20 protein-coding genes and 2 pseudogenes are annotated in these 15,320 nt (G+C 55.6%); 4 read left to right on the top strand and 18 right to left on the bottom strand.

The features are described from left to right. Nucleotides 1-107: 107 nt before the first annotated feature. From EB241_RS17550 to EB241_RS17520, 7 genes and pseudogenes are all read right to left on the bottom strand, one after another. On the bottom strand, nt 108-428 hold the full coding sequence (locus tag EB241_RS17550; RefSeq protein ID WP_124234392.1) for a DUF1493 family protein: 321 nt from the start codon (nt 426-428) through the stop codon (nt 108-110). A 277-nt stretch (nt 429-705) separates the two neighbouring features. Next, the gene (locus EB241_RS17545; RefSeq protein WP_124234391.1) at nt 706-1,422 is read right to left on the bottom strand and encodes a hypothetical protein; all 717 of its coding nucleotides are present in this window, start codon (nt 1,420-1,422) and stop codon (nt 706-708) included. Between the two features lie 172 nt (nt 1,423-1,594). Beyond that, the gene (locus EB241_RS17540) at nt 1,595-2,023 is read right to left on the bottom strand and encodes a tail fiber assembly protein (RefSeq protein WP_124234390.1); all 429 of its coding nucleotides are present in this window, start codon (nt 2,021-2,023) and stop codon (nt 1,595-1,597) included. A 1-nt stretch (nt 2,024) separates the two neighbouring features. After that, on the bottom strand, nt 2,025-3,050 hold the full coding sequence (locus EB241_RS17535; RefSeq protein WP_124234389.1) for a phage tail protein: 1,026 nt from the start codon (nt 3,048-3,050) through the stop codon (nt 2,025-2,027). Beyond that, nucleotides 3,047-4,195, bottom strand: coding sequence for a phage tail protein I (locus EB241_RS21820; protein WP_124234388.1), 1,149 nt, complete (start codon nt 4,193-4,195; stop codon nt 3,047-3,049). The genes EB241_RS17535 and EB241_RS21820 overlap by 4 nt, the downstream gene beginning before the upstream one ends. Nucleotide 4,196: 1 nt before the next feature. After that, nucleotides 4,197-4,547, bottom strand: a complete 351-nt coding sequence (locus tag EB241_RS17525) for a GPW/gp25 family protein (protein WP_124234387.1) — start codon at nt 4,545-4,547, stop codon at nt 4,197-4,199. Then, nucleotides 4,544-5,127, bottom strand: a pseudogene (locus EB241_RS17520) (phage baseplate assembly protein V). The gene EB241_RS17525 and the pseudogene EB241_RS17520 overlap by 4 nt, the downstream one beginning before the upstream one ends. Nucleotides 5,128-5,299: 172 nt before the next feature. Here EB241_RS17520 and EB241_RS17515 point away from each other — a divergent pair. Together EB241_RS17515 and EB241_RS17510 are read left to right on the top strand one after the other, a co-directional pair. After that, entirely contained in the window at nt 5,300-5,674 is a 375-nt protein-coding gene (locus tag EB241_RS17515; protein WP_124234386.1) for a DUF6232 family protein, read from the top strand. A 63-nt stretch (nt 5,675-5,737) separates the two neighbouring features. Continuing rightward, nucleotides 5,738-6,754 (top strand): DUF4917 family protein, encoded by a 1,017-nt coding sequence (locus EB241_RS17510; protein ID WP_124234385.1) that lies wholly within the window; start codon nt 5,738-5,740, stop codon nt 6,752-6,754. Nucleotides 6,755-6,779: 25 nt separating this feature from the next. Here EB241_RS17510 and EB241_RS17505 read toward each other — a convergent pair whose 3' ends face one another. The 11 genes and pseudogenes from EB241_RS17505 to EB241_RS17460 form a co-directional block, all read right to left on the bottom strand. Continuing rightward, complete coding sequence (locus EB241_RS17505; protein WP_124234459.1) at nt 6,780-7,223, bottom strand: phage virion morphogenesis protein; 444 nt, start codon at nt 7,221-7,223, stop codon at nt 6,780-6,782. Next, nucleotides 7,220-7,687 (bottom strand): phage tail protein, encoded by a 468-nt coding sequence (locus tag EB241_RS17500; protein ID WP_124234384.1) that lies wholly within the window; start codon nt 7,685-7,687, stop codon nt 7,220-7,222. The genes EB241_RS17505 and EB241_RS17500 overlap by 4 nt, the downstream gene beginning before the upstream one ends. Then, entirely contained in the window at nt 7,599-7,940 is a 342-nt protein-coding gene (gene lysC, locus EB241_RS21645) for an Rz1-like lysis system protein LysC (RefSeq protein ID WP_233592640.1), read from the bottom strand. Before lysC ends, EB241_RS17500 begins: the two co-directional genes overlap by 89 nt. Continuing rightward, nucleotides 7,861-8,211, bottom strand: a pseudogene (locus tag EB241_RS17495) (Rz-like lysis system protein LysB); the annotation flags it as partial. The gene lysC and the pseudogene EB241_RS17495, both read right to left, overlap by 80 nt. Continuing rightward, complete coding sequence (locus EB241_RS17490) at nt 8,208-8,711, bottom strand: lysozyme (RefSeq protein WP_124234382.1); 504 nt, start codon at nt 8,709-8,711, stop codon at nt 8,208-8,210. The pseudogene EB241_RS17495 and the gene EB241_RS17490, both read right to left, overlap by 4 nt. Further along, complete coding sequence (locus tag EB241_RS17485; RefSeq protein ID WP_124234381.1) at nt 8,698-8,910, bottom strand: HP1 family phage holin; 213 nt, start codon at nt 8,908-8,910, stop codon at nt 8,698-8,700. Before EB241_RS17485 ends, EB241_RS17490 begins: the two co-directional genes overlap by 14 nt. 5 nt (nt 8,911-8,915) lie before the next feature. After that, entirely contained in the window at nt 8,916-9,119 is a 204-nt protein-coding gene (locus tag EB241_RS17480; RefSeq protein ID WP_124234380.1) for a tail protein X, read from the bottom strand. Beyond that, nucleotides 9,116-9,580 carry a head completion/stabilization protein gene (locus tag EB241_RS17475; protein ID WP_124234379.1) on the bottom strand — a complete coding sequence of 155 codons (465 nt, stop codon included), beginning with the start codon at nt 9,578-9,580 and terminating at the stop codon, nt 9,116-9,118. The genes EB241_RS17480 and EB241_RS17475 overlap by 4 nt, the downstream gene beginning before the upstream one ends. 90 nt (nt 9,581-9,670) lie before the next feature. Then, complete coding sequence (locus tag EB241_RS17470; protein WP_124234378.1) at nt 9,671-10,339, bottom strand: phage terminase small subunit; 669 nt, start codon at nt 10,337-10,339, stop codon at nt 9,671-9,673. Nucleotides 10,340-10,342: 3 nt separating this feature from the next. Continuing rightward, a complete protein-coding gene (locus tag EB241_RS17465) occupies nt 10,343-11,512 on the bottom strand; it encodes a phage major capsid protein, P2 family (RefSeq protein ID WP_124234377.1) in 1,170 nt (389 codons plus the stop codon). Nucleotides 11,513-11,542: 30 nt separating this feature from the next. Further along, a complete protein-coding gene (locus tag EB241_RS17460; protein ID WP_124234376.1) occupies nt 11,543-12,388 on the bottom strand; it encodes a GPO family capsid scaffolding protein in 846 nt (281 codons plus the stop codon). Between the two features lie 143 nt (nt 12,389-12,531). Here EB241_RS17460 and EB241_RS17455 point away from each other — a divergent pair, with 143 nt between their 5' ends. Then, nucleotides 12,532-14,292 carry a terminase ATPase subunit family protein gene (locus EB241_RS17455; RefSeq protein ID WP_124234375.1) on the top strand — a complete coding sequence of 587 codons (1,761 nt, stop codon included), beginning with the start codon at nt 12,532-12,534 and terminating at the stop codon, nt 14,290-14,292. After that, nucleotides 14,292-15,317 carry a phage portal protein gene (locus EB241_RS17450; RefSeq protein WP_233592639.1) on the top strand — a complete coding sequence of 342 codons (1,026 nt, stop codon included), beginning with the start codon at nt 14,292-14,294 and terminating at the stop codon, nt 15,315-15,317. The genes EB241_RS17455 and EB241_RS17450 overlap by 1 nt, the downstream gene beginning before the upstream one ends. The last annotated feature ends 3 nt before the right edge of the window (nt 15,318-15,320 follow it).

Here is a 15,320-nt window from a genome sequence, read left to right as displayed (position 1 = left end):
TTAAATGGGTGTGCTCAGAGTGTCAGGTCAGGCGGGGCAGTGCATGTGATTGGGGTTTGCTGATGGCTGGCCGGACAAAGACAAATCAGACCAGCAGCGTGGCATCATCAGTAAAGCCAGCGGCCTGATTCAGCGCATTCGATAAGCATCCTGACAGTTAACGGCTCAGGTTGATGATGGTCGGTCCGCATGAACTTTGGCAAAATCGCATTGGGTAAAAACCGCACGCCTTCATTTGGGAAATATTTCCTGAAGTCGAAAACAGCCATATTAACCTGAAGTGATTCAGCATACTCTTCCAAAAAATCGCTGGCGTCTTCAGGCAGTACGCAATTGTTACCCGTACTCAGGGAAGTGTCATCCGACATTTCCCAAAAATGTTTAGTAATCAGGCGGCGAACGCTTTCAGCTTTATTCATAACTGGCATTACCCTTTGTTGCCTGTGATTAATGTATAGCGTTATTTAGCATTAATTTTTAATTTAAAAATTCGCAAGAGCACTCACTCAAATTATTTTATTTTAGATTTGAATTGTATTTTATTAAATACCTTAACGCTTAATACAAAAACCACAGCAATAGTGATCAACAGCAGCCTTCCCCAATACTCTGGAAAAAAAACCACATAAAACGTTCCCGCTACTATCACTAATAACACTGGAATGTAATCAATAGCGATATTTAATATAAATTTAATTATGAATTTCACTTTATACCATCCAGCAGATTGATAATATCTTGTTCAGTTGGGGATGTTCTCCCGCTTAACTTCATATTGAAAGATATGATAACTTTTTCAATATAGATATAAAGCATTTCAAGATTATTTCTGTACAGAGCCTGATAAAATAAAGGATTGGTTGCACGTAACCGCCGGGCAGCCATAGCGGATTTTTGTACTTTCCCATAAAACCCTAACCCGGACAGGGCTATATAGCTGCTGCTATTTATCGCCGTCCTGACCGCCATAGATATTGGTGCTGCTTCTGCCATCCCTTTAGCTATTGCATACGATATCGCCAGCTTCGTGACTTTAGATGACTTACCGTTAGCCGCCAGGCCAGCAATGGTCATTACCTTTTTTTGTATCGGTGAGTCAGAACTTTCGATTTTTCCCGTATCCTGATCGCGTAAGAGATAGGCTGCGTAAAGCTGAAACATATCCAAAAAGACATCTCTTCGTTTATATGCTTCATAAACAGAAAGAAACATCCTTTTATCTTCCTGATTTAGCTCTTTGCAAACATCGCTATATTTATCTGTAAGGCATGAACTACGCCATGAAAGCCGCTCTGTTCCAAAATATATATCACTCAGATTTTCTCTCGCTGCATTACCAACACCTTGTAAACCCTTAGTAAAAGCATCGGCAATGTTTTTATCTGCTGCTATTTTTAACTTCAAATATTGAGACAGTAACATTCATTATCATCCTTAATTAATGGCGACTTATCATACAGAACTGTAATCGAAAGGAAAACCTAATAGTTGGTGCTCACCCTAAAAAAAACCTCAAGTTTAGCTTAAGGTTCACTGTTTCCACCAGAACCCTAAGCACATCAGACGGAGAGGTGCGAGGCGAATGCACAAGCGTTTATCTGAACGGTTTTTCCGGCCAGACAATCTCCGCAACAGTGGTATCCACCGTGTTCAGCGCCTGAATGTATTTCATCCACGCAATCAGGCGGGTTTTGTCTTCATCGCTGATGATGTCAAGCTGTAGTTCCGTCTGCCACAGGCTGATAGTGGACTGGGCTTGCGTCCGCAACATCGCCTTCTGCTGTTCGGCCAGCGCCGTTCGTTGCGCCGGGGTTAACGCCGGTTCGTCTTCCCATGCCGGGCGACCGTCCACCACGCCCAACCTCTGGCCGTCGGGCGGCATTTGCTTCCAGTAGCTGGCCGCTTCGGCCTCCGTGACCGGTACGGCATCCGAAGGCCAGGTGTCATCGTTATAGGTGCCGTCGTCTTTCCATTCCGACGGAATAAAGGATTTCAGCGAGGGTGAGAAATAAGCACGGGTCATATCAGTATCCTAATGCGATTACAAAACCGGAATACGCCCCGGCCACGCCGTTTACGCGCAGATTAAAATTAGTCAGCGTTTTGGGTGTCGGGTCGGTGACATCATCAAAGGAGATGGTTGGGGTATCGGTGCCGCTGACGTTGGTCCGGTGACACATGCCCCATGCAGCAACCCGCCCGCCGGGGAACGGCGTCGGATAGGTCCAGGCGTAATTCCCGGCTGAACCCGATTTTATTCTGGCCCACTGCACGATTAACCCGCCCGGCACGTCAGGGATACGCACGTAGTCGCTTTCTGAAAATGTCCCTTTTTTGAACAGCCCCATTACCGCCGCCACGCTGGGCAGCAGGTTGGTTGCCGTTCCCGCCACCATTTGCGCGGGGGTTGCCACGCCCAGTTTCGCCGCGTCTTTCAGACCGAGGTTATCCAGCGCCGTCCCGGCCAGCCCGGCGTCTTTGATTTCCGCCAGCGCATTGATGATTTGCAGATACTGCCCATGCGGACTGGCGGCGGCGAGGTGCGCGGCCAGCGCCCTGTCGGTGTACGACTTTACTTCAATCACCGCGTTATCGACGTACTGCCGCGTTGCCAGCACCACCGACGGGTCAATTTTCAACGTTACCGCGCTGGTGCTGTTGACGATGATAATCATGCGCACCGTCTGCGTGCGGCCGCTGCCCTCCTGCAACTGCGGCTTGTAGGTTTCCGCACAGTTCGCCACGGCAATCAGCACGCCGTCGGCGTCAAACAGGCCAATTTCACGTATCCAGAAGCCGCCCTCGCTTTCGGGGATAATCTGCTCTGCAATTATCTGACTGCTGTTGGCCGCGTCCACCGTCAGCGCGTTCAGCGGGGCGCGGCGCTTTTCCCCGGCAAGCTTTGTCTGTGCCGCGTCCGGCGTGGGCAATGTCCCGCCGCCGTCACCCACGGCCATGTCGGTAATCTGGAGCTTTGTGCCCAGCGCGGCGGCGTTCGCCAGCCTGGCCGCGCCCTGGCTGGTCAGCAGGGCAAAATATTTTGTGGTCATGGTTTCACTTCCGTCAGGTCGATAAGATGCACCGCCGCACCGGTCCAGCCCGGCCCGCTGACGGTGATGATTTCAGGGGTATAAGGGTAAACGGTCAGTTCGTCGCCGCTGTAGCAGGCGGCGGCAACCGGCAGCGCGCCGCTGGCGTCGAGATTAATCGACAGCCCGGTAAGATGGCGGCTGCACGGCTTCGCGTCCGCTATCAGGCGTTCCAGCTCCTGATGCATTTCCTCAGTAATACCGGTATCCAGCACGCCCACTTCGAGGCGAAAGGTGCCGGGTGCGTCGCCGGTCTTCCACCATTCCACCAGGCGGATCAGATAGCCGAGCGGCTCCACCACGCGCCGGATGGAACCGGACGTACCTTTATGCCTGTGTACATACTGCGAGGCTTTCACCACGGCGCGCTTTGTGGACTCGCTCCAGCCTGCATCCCAGCGGTCAACAGACCACGCCCAGGCAAGATACGGCAGCAGCGCCACCGGGCAGTTATCCGCGCTCCACAGCCGACGCAGCAGAACCGGCAGGGTTTCAATCACCGCGCAGGCTTCAGCGGCGGCAACCTCCAGCGCCGACGAACCGACCGGCAGCAGGTCAGCAGCGGCCACGCCGTTGCCCTCGCGTGACAGCACGGTGATGGTGACGCAGGCGGGCGACGGGCTGATGGCAGACGCATCGGCCACGCGCCCGTCGGCGCTTCTGGCGTGATACTCGTAAGCCCCGGTCGGCCCGGCCACGCTCAGACCTTCAAAGGCAGCGGCGATACGCACGCGATAATCATCGTCGCTTTCCATCACGGCGGCGACAGGCGGGATCGCGGTATTGTCTGCGGCGGTCAGCGTCAGGCGCGGCACCCCGTTGTTTGCGCCGAGCTGGTCCAGATCGTCCGCCAGCGCATACGCCACCATGACCGCCTGTGCCGCCTCGTTAATGCGCTGACGCAGGATCACCTCACGATACGCATTCTCTTCCAGCAGCTTTACCACCGGTTCGGATTCCAACGCCAGCGTGCGGGCGATGGCGTCCTGCTGGTCCGCCGGATACAGCGAAACCAGCGTGGCCTTGCGCTCCGCCAGCAGGGTTTCATAGTCCAGCGTTTCCACCACGTCGGGCGCGGGAAGCTGGCTTAAATCAATGGTTGCCATATCAGCTCACAGGTACAGTTAAGGAAAAATCCTGCGTGGTATCGGCGCGGGTGCCGGTGAGTTCCACCACCATGCCGCCGTCAAAGGCAGGTTCGTATGCAATGCCGGTCAGCTTCACGCGTGGTTCCCATTGCAGGATCGCCATATAGCAGGCTGACATAATTTGCAGGCGCAGCGCCGCATTTTGTGGCTGGTCGATAAGGGCAGACAGTAGCGAGCCATAGCTGCGGCGCATGACGCGGGAGCCAACCGGCGTTAACAGAATGTCGCGTACCGACTGGCGGATATGGTCGATATCATTCACCGCCAGCCCGGTGTCGCGGCTCATGCCGGAATATTTTGCGTCTGTCATAATGGCTCTCCCGTCTGTCCGCCACTGTCGCCCGGATGTCTGTGCGTATGCAGCACCTTGCCGTTTGAACTTAACGATCCGCCGCTGTGCTGAATATCGCCCTTCATCGTGCCGCCGCCGGTCACTTCCAGCGTGGCGGTCTTTAGCAGGGCGGAACATTCAACTTCCGGCGAGTCCAGCATGATTTTCACCGCCGCCTGTATGGTGGCGGTCTTAATGCCGGTTGCCGTCAGCGCACCGCTGGCAGGCTCATATTCAATCACCGCGCCATCGGGAAACGACCAGTGCAGCGCATCTGCCGACGCCGACGGGGCGGGGTTTTCATCAGAGAACACGCCGGCAGCACAAAGCCGGTGTCCAGCTCGCCGCCCAGGCACAAAATAAGCATCTGTTCGCCGACCGATGGCGCGTTCCATGAACGGGTGCGACCGGCACGGGCGGTCAGCCAGTGCAGCCAGGCGGTGGTGTTATTGCCGGTGTCCACGCGGCACAGCCCGTCGTCAAGGTTGACAGCGGACACGGTGCCGATGCGGATCAGGTTGCGCAGCAGCCGCAGGATTTCGGGAATTTGTGAGTTCATGCAGCAAGAATGTCCTGGCATGATCGGTAATACCATTTACTACAGCTCGTCTGTGCATCAACGTGCAGACTGCAAAAAAAAGTGGTTTCAGGGATTTACCAAAGATTAAATTTTGTTAATGTATCTCTTTACATGTAGCAAACTATGAATAGCAAAAAAACGGGAATTACTAATGGAAGAAGTTGAATTCTATAACGATGGTAGTGTGAGCGTTACCAGCGCTCGTTTTCGCGTTGGATCAAGCACCTATGCCATGCAGGGGGTGACGTCGGTTAAGCGTGGACATCAACCTGCTAATAAGTTGCCTGCTGTCATAATGGGGCTGGTAGGCTTAGTTATGATGTTTGTAGCCGATCAGTTGGGAGTTAAAGCCATTGGTGGGCTAATGCTTATTGCCGGTATTGCCTTGTTTGTAACATTAAAACCAGAGTACAGCGTCTATCTCAATAGCGCCTCTGGTGAAAGCCAGGCATTACAAAGCAAAGATCGTGCTCATATAGACAAAGTAATTGATGCTCTGAATCAGTCGATAGTACATCGTGGGTAAATATTAAAGGGCATTTAGTGCCCTTTAATATTTCAAATAAATTTAATATAGCCGGTCAAAATAATGGAACTATTCACTTTTCAAGAAGCCATTGAGAAATCGTCAAAATACACTAGGCATGTGTTGTTAGGAAATGGATTTAGCATTGCATGTAAACCTGATATTTTTGTTTATGGTCGCCTTTTTGAACAAGCCGACTTTTCAAAACTATCTGTATCAGCGAGAAACGTTTTTAACGCTTTAGAAACAGAAGACTTTGAGAAAGTAATTAACATATTAAATAACTCAAGTCGGGTATTAAATGTATATAACAATGACATCCAAAAAACAATTAACTTAATCACAGGCGATGCAACAGCATTAAAAGAAGTCTTAGTTCAAGCTTTGGCAGCAAGCCACCCTTCAAATCCTAATGAATTAACTAGTGAACAGTATCGGCATTGTAAATTATTTTTAGAGAACTTTTCTAAAATATATACTCTTAACTATGACTTATTACTTTATTGGGTATGCATGCACTGTGATGAGGGTGAAAAACCTTCTTCTGACGATGGCTTTAGAAAGCCTTATGAAAATTATGATGCACCTTATGTAACATGGGAGCCAAAAAATACACATAAACAAAACATGTTCTTTTTACATGGTGCGCTGCACCTTTTCGATGCTGGGTATGAATTAAGGAAATTTACTTGGGTAAATACAAATATAAGATTGATAGATCAAATCAGGAAAGCAATGGATGAAAATTTGTTTCCTGTATTTGTCTCAGAAGGAACGAGCAAAGAAAAAATTGAAAAGATAAGGCATAATGACTACCTGGCAAAATCATATCGTAGTTTTGTTGAAATATCAGGCGCTCTTTTTATATACGGACACTCTTTGGCTGATAACGATGAGCATTTTCTTACCAGTATCGAAAACGGTAAAGTTAGACAATTGTATGTTGGTATCTATGGAGATCCTGAGAGTAAAGTTAATAAAAAGATAGTCCGTAGGGCAATGAAAATGGTGCCAATAAGAAAAAAGGGCAACCTTGAAGTCTTCTTTTATGATGCAAGTACAGCCAAAGTCTGGGGATAAAATTTCACACCCAATATCTACGCATTTATGATAAAAAATCATTAATAATATTTTCAATGACCTGACTTTCGTCCTTTAATAATCCCAGCAACGGTCTGGCCTCGTATTGTACCTCTTTCCCCCCACGGGCTGGCCGGTCACGCAGCCCGTAATGATGCACGCGGGCCATGCGCTGCACGTTGCCGGTAAACTCCACCACCGCGTCGTCTGTACTGCCTTTCGCCTTCAGGTATTTAGCCGTGCGCAGCCTGGCGAACATCTCCCGCTTAACCCGGCCTGTCTTTTTCCGTGCGGGTGCCTTGCGCGGCTTAAACGGCGTGCCGTCGGGTGCCTGCTGGCGTTTGATATTCTGCTGCTGACCGGCGCGCAGACGCTTTGCAATGGTGCGGGCCATCTCTTTGCGTGCCGACGGGGACAGGTTGCCGATAAGCGCGTTGAGTCTGGCGTCGAACGCCTCCAGCCCGTTCATGACGACCACTCACTGACCAGCTCGCCTTTAATATACAACTGCATCGGGCGCGCATCGTTCTCCGGTAACGGGTTTTCGCCCACATGGGTGACGTGCAGCGCGTCGCCGTCCTGTTTCACGATCACCCGTTCCGTAAGCTGTAAATCAATGCTGATATCGCACAGTGCATCATTCAGCACATCCACCTTAAAAGTGAAGCCGGTGCGGCGCTTTTCTTCGGTTGCCATCATGTCGGGCTGGTTCTCACGCAGCCAGGCCAGCAGCGGCACCATAATCAGATCGATATCGCCGCCGTAGTCGGTGAGCACCAGATTCAGCCGGTACTGATATTCAAACGACAGCGAACTGGCAAGCGTCGAGACGATGCGCCCGCCATCAATAAACAGGTGCAGCCCGTCGGGGTTGCGCTGTAGCAGCGGCACGCTGTCGGTCAGCACGTGGCGTAGCTGTTTCGGTTTCAGCATCGTGTTGTTCCTGGCACTCTTTGATGATTTCCACCTGCAACCCGCACGACGCGAGCGCAGCCTCCAGCTGGCGGTTATCCGCCGCCAAATCGCCCTGGGTTTGCAGACTGTTTCCCGGCAGCGGGCAGCTTGTCACGCGAGGACAGCCAGTCCAGATAATCTCTGGGGTTACTGAATGCGGGCCGGGCGTGCAGCCGGATAACGTCAGCAGGCAAAGCAGCAGCAGACCAGGCGCGCAGGGTCGGATTAGCATCGCTTTCCCTCTGTAGGGTCAGTTCACGGTTAAGGGCGGCTGTGCTGGCGCGCCCCTGTAACAGACGCAGCGCGGCCTCGCGTTTCTGGCCCGCTTTTGCCTCATCGTTCAGGCGGCTGATTGCCCTGTCCCGGCTGGCAATACCCGCCGACAGCGTGCCGATAACCCGCTGTGCGTCGGTGAGGTCACCCTTTGCCACGGTCAGCCGCCAGCCGGTGCCACCCAGCGCGGCCAGCGCCACCGCCAGCAGGGTCACTAACACGCGCGTCATGCCGCCCCCTTCAGGCACCAGGCCTTTTCACGCTGGCGGCGACTCTCCAGCCCGGCGTTTTTCACGCCTTTCACGTATACCCAGCGGTCAAGTTGCAGGCAGGCGCGCCGCCATTCACCACGCCGGGCAAATGCGGCCAGGGTTGAGGTACAGGCCGCGTGAACACCAACGTTAAAACCGAACGACACCACCGCGTCATAAACGGGCGGCGGCATGGCAGGCATACAGGCATCAATGCCGCGCTCAACGCGCATCACGTCATACACCAGATTAACCGCCGCCTGCCGTTCGCTGATTTGACTCTGAGGCGTGACGCCCGCCGTGTGTCCTATGCCGTTAGTCCAGACGCCCGCACTGCACCGGTACGGCGAGGTGCGGCACCCTTCGGCATCCGCAATCAGCCTCAGCCCGCCGTCGGTAATCTTCAGCGTGTCAAACTGCGGCAGGAGTGCAGCCAGTGCCAGCACCGTCGCGACGCCACAACGTTTAGCGACCGTCACCGTTCACCCCCAGCCGTTGCAGGTCATACGTTTTGCGGCGGTAGTACCAGTTAATAAAGAAGGTCGCCACGTTAATCACCAGCGTCACCACCGCCACGCCGGAACCGACCATAAAGGCGATATCCTGCGGCGTGTGCCGCCCGAACCACATCAGCACAAGCCCAATCAGGTAGTTAATCAGCGAGCTGATTTTCTCCATTTGTGTTAGTCCCACAGGTTAATTGTTTCATCCGACGACGCGGCGGGCAGGTCCGGCAGCGTTACCGCCCGGCCATGCGCCAGCACGGGACCGGCGTCGGCCAGTCCCGGATTGGCGGCATAGACCAGCTCAACCGCCTGCTGTGTGCGTCCGTAACAGCGCCAGCAAATCTGGTCCACGGTGTCGCCTTGCTGTGCGTAAATAATCACAGCAGGCTCACGATACAGCCGGAACGCCCGGCAATGCGGCTGATACTGAAACGTGCATCGCGCCAGTATTCATCCGCGCCGGACTCCATCTCCGCGCCTTTTTTGCCGCTGGCGTCATAGCCGCGATAGCGTTCGGCAATGGTGGCGGCGGTAATGGCACAGACGGCGGCAAAATAGTGCGTGGCCTTTTCGCTCTCGCCGTCAGAGGTTTCCGCCGGAACGTCGGCCAGCCGGGCAAAGCCCGCTGCCATCTGTGCGGCACGCCAGTCATACAGTTCGGCGTTCACTTCGGAAATCGCCGTTTTTACCGCCAGACGCAGGCGCTGGGCGGTCACGGTGCCTTCATAGCGCAGCGCGTTGCGCAGCTGCTGAAGATCGATATCAGGCCAGAAAAAGGTATTGCGTACCGGCGGTTCGGCAGCGTCTGCCGGTCGCGGGGCGGGAATAACAACGGTACTCATAGTTGGCCTCTTGAAAAGGTGGGCGGTGGAGAGCGGCGCAGACGCTGAAAGCGCATTGCCGCTCTGCCGCCCGGCGCGGGGCGCGTCCGGTCAGCGGCGGGCCTGGGCCTGTTTTTTCAGCACCAAAGCCAGCCGCTCAATGTCTTTTTTGACGCCACAGCCTTCATGCAGCTGTAGCGCCCTCGTTAAATGCTCCATCGCATCCGGTGCCCTGCCCATATCACGCAGCACGTACCCGGTGATTTTGTGCAGTTTTGCGCGCACCTGATCGGGCATATCTGCGGATTTCGTCATCTCAAGCGTTGCCAGCAACGGGCCGGTATCGACCGGCTGATTCAGCGTGCGGGCGCGGGTCGCCGCGTCGGCCACTTCTTCGGCCAGCAGGTAGCCAGTGGCGTCACGCTTAAAGCCGGGCGGCGGCACCAGTCCGTGTGCCAGCGCGTAGCGGGCCAGCTCCAGCGCGCCCGACACGTCGCCCGTGTCCAGCCGCCAGATCATGATGGTCATCAGCACCGCATCCTGTGCGCCTTTGCCGCTGGCTAACACACCACCCACCCACGGGCCGTACTCCGGCAGCATCTGCCGCTTCAGTTCGGCCTTGCGCTCCTGCGAGCGCACTTTCTTCAGGCGGCGTTTGTCGTCGTTGAGTTTCAGCAGCATCAGCTCGTAGCCGTTGGCGTGGCGCAACGAATTACCGGCCAGCTGTGAGGCTTCCATCGCCTCCATTCGCATCAGGTGACGCCGGGCAGGGCTTAACATGCGTTATGCCTTCGACGTGTCGGCAGCGCTGCCGGTTGCGTCAGCACCGTCGGTTGTATCAGCACCGTCGGTTGTATCAGCAGCGCCGGTTGTATCAGCGGCGGCGGTTGCATCAGCGGCGGCGGCTTTCTTTTCATCCGGCAAATCGGACAGGACGATCCCTTCAACCAGACAACCGGCGGCATAATCTTCCACCACGTAGTCCTCGTTGATGGACTCGTAGTTTTCGATGCGGTCGCGCTTCGCCTCTTCGACGATCATGCGGCGGTGTGTGCCTTCCTGAAAATAAATCGACAGGTTGTCGAGACGGGTGATCAGCAGCGCGTCCGCCGGGAAGTACGGCACGCGCACGGCGGGCAGGTTGCCAATGCGTTTCTGACTGACGATGACGTCGCCCGCCAGCATTTCGCTGTTGGCCTGCGTCTGGTTAATCAGCGGGAAATACTTGTCGGCCAGCAGCTGACGACCGCAGATGACGACCAGCTCCGGGTCTTCCTGATACCACGGCTCGATCAGCGTGTTGGTGGCATCCATCACCACGGCGTCGAGATTTACCCAGGTGCGGTTTTCACCGACCAGCACGCCGTCGGATACGCTGCCGTCCTTGTTCGTGGTTTTGTTCATCACGCGCTTTGGCGCGTTGTTGCGGTACTTCTGCAACCAGCCCACCGCCACGTCCTGCAACATCGGGTATTTAGTGCGGTTGGAGGTTCTGGCACGGGACACGCCGTTAAAGCCGATCATGATGCGGTCCAGGCTCTGGCGTTTGATAATGGCGTCGCGCAGGCGGGCCTGAAAATCTTCATAGCGCGCCCACAGGTCAAGGGTGTTGTAGCGAATATGAAAGTCATAGTTCACCTGACCGCACTCATAGCCTTCGCTGTCCAGCGCGGCAAAGTCAGCGGTTTCACGCTCGTCACCGTTTGCCGTGTCGGTGGTGCTGGCAATGGAGCCTGACACGCCGATACCGATTTTTTCCCCCTTCATTTCGGCCACCGGCACGATGTTGATGCGGGTTAAAAAGTCTGATGACTCCTGTACGCGGGTCATCAGCGTCTGCGTGACCGACGGCTCCACGGTAAACTTCTTGTTCATGTCGCCGGTTTCCACGCCGTTCAGTTCAGCGAGGCGGGTCATAAAGGCGTTAAATTTAAAGCGGGTGTTCTGGCGCATTGGCAATCCTGTATTCGGTTAAATGTTCAGTCAGCAGTCGGTCTGCACGCTGGCTTTGTTATCGCCGCCGGTGGCGGCAGGACGACGGGAAAAGCCGCTATCCGTTTTACCCAGCCGTGCCTGTAGCGCGGCAAAGGCGGTGCGGTCCTCTCCGGCCTGCTGTTCCAGTGCGTCAATGCGCCCGGCTAACGCCAGCTCAAGCAAAGAGAGTTTTTGTGTCTGTGCTTCACCGTTCTGCTGCACCTGCTCTGCCACGGTGGTAACGGCGGCGCTGACGTCGGCAAAGCGCTCGACGTCGGTTTTCTTTTTCGCGGAGAACATCGCGCTGACGCGGGCCAGCAGCGACGGGACCGCATCCTCAACCTCTTCGAACTCAATCAGCGTTTCTTCCGCAGCGGTAAACAGATTGCCTTTGTGCTGCTTGCGCGAGGCCAGCGGGTTCACTGACGCCGTGGCGCTGAAGCTCAGGATCTCCGTGCCGAGGCTCGCCGGGTCGTCGGTGACGGCCAGACCGATCAGGTACGCCTCGCCGGTGTCGGCAAATTTCGGATTCACCTCAACGGAGGTGTAGATTTTCTGGCGCGCTCTGGTCAGTTCGACCAGATCCGGCGTCGGGTCAATCCAGCCATACAGCGCCAGCTTGCCTTTCAGCGGGCCGTCGGTAATTTCCTCTGCCTCAACGGCGGTGACGTCCCCGAAACGACGAAAGGTGCTGTCGGCGGCGTAGCCCCGGATGTGCTCCATGTTGACGCGCGCACCGTACATCGCCGGGTCGTAGCTTTTCGCCATCTGCGAAATCCAGTCGCGGGAAATCTGGCGACCGTCGGTGGTTGCGCCTTCGACTGCAATCCGAAAACGCTTTGCTTTTGTTGCCATTTATCAGGCTCCGGTTGTGGATGGGTTCGGGTCGGGCCAGTTTCCCCGTCATGGTCCATTCGCTCAACGAAAGCCAGCCCGTTCAGCCGCCAGCAAACAGCGACAGCAGGCGCGTCTTTTTGCGCCCCGGTAGCCTTATCAGCATGAAAAGACCAGCAACCACCCTCAGCGATCCGCGCCGTCAGGCGGCACTGCTTTACTGGCAGGGGTATTCCGTGCGCCAGATTGCGGAGACGCTGCAACAGAAAACGCCGACCGTGCAGAGCTGGAAACAGCGCGACGCATGGGAAGACATCGCCCCCATCAGCCGCGTGGAAGCCAGCATGGAGGCGCGGTTAATCCAGCTCGTCATGAAGGAGGTTAAAGGCAACGGGGATTACAAGGAGATCGACGCGCTGGGCCGTCAGATTGAGCGGCTGGCCCGCGTGGAGCGCTACCGCAGCTCGGGCAACGAGGCCGACCTTAATCCCAACGTGCGCAACCGCAATAAGGGCGAGCGCCAGCCGGTGATTAAAAACGTCTTCAGCGAGGAACAGACCGACAGACTCACCGGCCTGTTTATGGATAACTGCTTTGAGTACCAGCTCAACTGGCACCGGGCCGGGCTGGCGCACCGTATCCGTAACATTCTCAAATCCCGCCAGATTGGGGCCACCTTCTACTTTGCCCGCGAGGCGCTGATTGATGCGCTGACCACCGGGCGCAACCAGATATTTTTATCGGCCAGCAAGGCGCAGGCGCACGTTTTTAAAAACTACATCATTGACTTTGCCCGACAGGTTGACGTTGACCTGAAGGGTGATCCGGTTGTGCTGCCAAACGGCGCACGGCTGATTTTCCTGGGGACCAACGTGCGCACCGCGCAGAGCTATACCGGCAACCTCTATCTGGATGAATATTTCTGGATACCGAAATTTCAGGAACTGCGTAAGGTCGCCAGCGGCATGTCGCTGCATAAAAAATGGCGCACCACCTACTTTTCCACCCCGTCGAGCCTGTCGCACAGTGCCTATCCGTTCTGGTCGGGGGAGCTGTTTAACAAAGGGCGGCGCAGTAAGGACGACCGTATAGAGCTGGACCTGTCGCATTCGCATCTGGCGAAAGGCGCGCTGTGCGGTGACGGCCAGTGGCGGCAGATTGTTACCGTTGAGGACGCGCTGACCGGCGGCTGTAACCTGTTTGACCTCGACCAGCTGTCGCTGGAGTACAGCCCGTCTGAATATCAGAACCTCTTAATGTGTGAGTTTGTGGACGATGAGGCGAGCGTATTCCCGTTTGCCGAGTTGCAGACCTGCATGATCGACAGCCTGGAGGAATGGACCGACTTTAACCCTTACGCCCTGCGTCCGTTCGATTATCGCCCGGTGTGGATTGGTTACGATCCCTCGCACACCGGCGACAGCGCGGGCTGTGCGGTGATTGCGCCGCCGCTGGTTGCGGGCGGCAAGTTCCGCGTGCTGGAGCGTCACCAGTGGCGCGGCATGGACTTTGCCGCCCAGGCGAAATCCATTGAGGACTTAACCCGAAAATACACCGTGGAGTATATCGGCGTGGACGCCACCGGCATCGGCCAGGGGGTTTTTCAGCTGGTCCGCCAGTTTTACCCGGCGGCAAGGGAGATCCGCTACTCGCCGGAGGTGAAAACCGCAATGGTGCTTAAGGCAAAGGACACCATCAGCAGCGGACGGCTGGAGTACGACGCGGGCAGCACAGATATCACGCAGTCTTTTATGGCTATCCGTAAGACCATGACCGCCAGCGGCAACCGCTCCACCTACGAAGCCAGCCGCAGCGAGGACGCCAGCCATGCCGACGTCGCCTGGGCCATTATGCACGCGCTGTTAAACGAACCGCTGACCGCCGCCAGCGGCGGCGCTAACCCTTCAATTCTGGAATTTTACTGATGAACAAACGCAGCCGTAAGACATTCAGGGCAAAACAGGCCGCGCCGCAGCCGGTTGAGGCGTTCACCTTTGGCGAGCCGACGCCGGTGATGGATAAGCGCGATATTCTGGATTACGCGGAGTGCATCGGTAACGGGCGCTGGTATGAGCCGCCGGTCAGCTTCCACGGGCTGGCAAAAAGCCTGCGTTCGGCGGTGCATCACAGCTCGCCGATTTACGTGAAGCGTAACATTCTGGCCTCAACCTTTATCCCGCATCCGATGATGAGCCAGCAGGATTTCAGCCGCTTTGCGCTGGATTATCTGGTGTTCGGCAATGCCTTTACCGAACTCAGGCGCAACGGGCTGGGCGAACCGTGGCGACTGGAAACCTCACCGGCCAAATTCACCCGTAAGGGGGTTAAGGAAGGTGATTACTGGTTTATCAATGACTGGAAGGAGCCGTACCAGTTCGCCACCAGTAGCGTGTTTCACCTGATAGAGCCGGACATTAATCAGGAGCTGTACGGCCTGCCGGAATACCTCAGCGCGCTTAACTCTGCCTGGCTCAATGAAGCGGCCACGCTGTTTCGCCGCAAGTATTACCAGAACGGCGCACACGCCGGTTACATCCTGTATATGACCGACGCGGCGCAAAGCTCCAGCGATGTCGATCGGATGCGTCAGGCGATGCGCGACACCAAAGGGTTGGGGAACTTCCGCAACCTGTTTATGTACGCGCCCAACGGCAAGCCGGACGGTATTAAAATTCTGCCGCTCAGTGAAGTGGCGACAAAGGATGATTTTTTTAACATCAAGAAGGCCAGCCGCGACGACCTGTTAAGCGCGCACCGCGTGCCGCCGCAGATGATGGGGATTATCCCGGATAACTCCGGCGGGTTCGGGGATGCGGTGAAGGCGTCGCAGGTGTTTGTCAGAAATGAACTGACGCCGTTACAGGAAAGGTTCAAGGAGATTAACGACTGGATGGGGGAAGAGGTGATCGCATTCCGGGGGTATTCGCTGGAAACGACGTTAATAAACTGAATA

This window comes from Erwinia psidii, assembly GCF_003846135.1.
GTDB lineage: Bacteria > Pseudomonadota > Gammaproteobacteria > Enterobacterales > Enterobacteriaceae > Erwinia > Erwinia psidii.
The sequence above is the reverse complement of the archived record's forward strand: the minus strand, read 5'-3'. Positions and strand labels throughout refer to the sequence as shown.

Excerpts from the sequence above, each read along its gene's own strand:
- EB241_RS17455 (WP_124234375.1), top strand. The coding sequence starts at position 12,532 with ATGAAAAGACCAGCAACCACCCTCAGCGATCCGCGCCGTCAGGCGGCA.
- EB241_RS17500 (WP_124234384.1), bottom strand. The coding sequence starts at position 7,687 with ATGCTGAAACCGAAACAGCTACGCCACGTGCTGACCGACAGCGTGCCG.
- EB241_RS17470 (WP_124234378.1), bottom strand. The coding sequence starts at position 10,339 with ATGTTAAGCCCTGCCCGGCGTCACCTGATGCGAATGGAGGCGATGGAA.
- EB241_RS17515 (WP_124234386.1), top strand. The coding sequence starts at position 5,300 with ATGGAAGAAGTTGAATTCTATAACGATGGTAGTGTGAGCGTTACCAGC.
- lysC (WP_233592640.1), bottom strand. The coding sequence starts at position 7,940 with ATGCTAATCCGACCCTGCGCGCCTGGTCTGCTGCTGCTTTGCCTGCTG.
- EB241_RS17465 (WP_124234377.1), bottom strand. The coding sequence starts at position 11,512 with ATGCGCCAGAACACCCGCTTTAAATTTAACGCCTTTATGACCCGCCTC.
- EB241_RS17540 (WP_124234390.1), bottom strand. The coding sequence starts at position 2,023 with ATGACCCGTGCTTATTTCTCACCCTCGCTGAAATCCTTTATTCCGTCG.
- EB241_RS17535 (WP_124234389.1), bottom strand. The coding sequence starts at position 3,050 with ATGACCACAAAATATTTTGCCCTGCTGACCAGCCAGGGCGCGGCCAGG.
- EB241_RS17505 (WP_124234459.1), bottom strand. The coding sequence starts at position 7,223 with ATGAACGGGCTGGAGGCGTTCGACGCCAGACTCAACGCGCTTATCGGC.
- EB241_RS17475 (WP_124234379.1), bottom strand. The coding sequence starts at position 9,580 with ATGAGTACCGTTGTTATTCCCGCCCCGCGACCGGCAGACGCTGCCGAA.
- EB241_RS17545 (WP_124234391.1), bottom strand. The coding sequence starts at position 1,422 with ATGTTACTGTCTCAATATTTGAAGTTAAAAATAGCAGCAGATAAAAAC.
- EB241_RS21820 (WP_124234388.1), bottom strand. The coding sequence starts at position 4,195 with ATGGCAACCATTGATTTAAGCCAGCTTCCCGCGCCCGACGTGGTGGAA.
- EB241_RS17525 (WP_124234387.1), bottom strand. The coding sequence starts at position 4,547 with ATGACAGACGCAAAATATTCCGGCATGAGCCGCGACACCGGGCTGGCG.
- EB241_RS17510 (WP_124234385.1), top strand. The coding sequence starts at position 5,738 with ATGGAACTATTCACTTTTCAAGAAGCCATTGAGAAATCGTCAAAATAC.
- EB241_RS17550 (WP_124234392.1), bottom strand. The coding sequence starts at position 428 with ATGCCAGTTATGAATAAAGCTGAAAGCGTTCGCCGCCTGATTACTAAA.
- EB241_RS17485 (WP_124234381.1), bottom strand. The coding sequence starts at position 8,910 with ATGGAGAAAATCAGCTCGCTGATTAACTACCTGATTGGGCTTGTGCTG.
- EB241_RS17450 (WP_233592639.1), top strand. The coding sequence starts at position 14,292 with ATGAACAAACGCAGCCGTAAGACATTCAGGGCAAAACAGGCCGCGCCG.
- EB241_RS17460 (WP_124234376.1), bottom strand. The coding sequence starts at position 12,388 with ATGGCAACAAAAGCAAAGCGTTTTCGGATTGCAGTCGAAGGCGCAACC.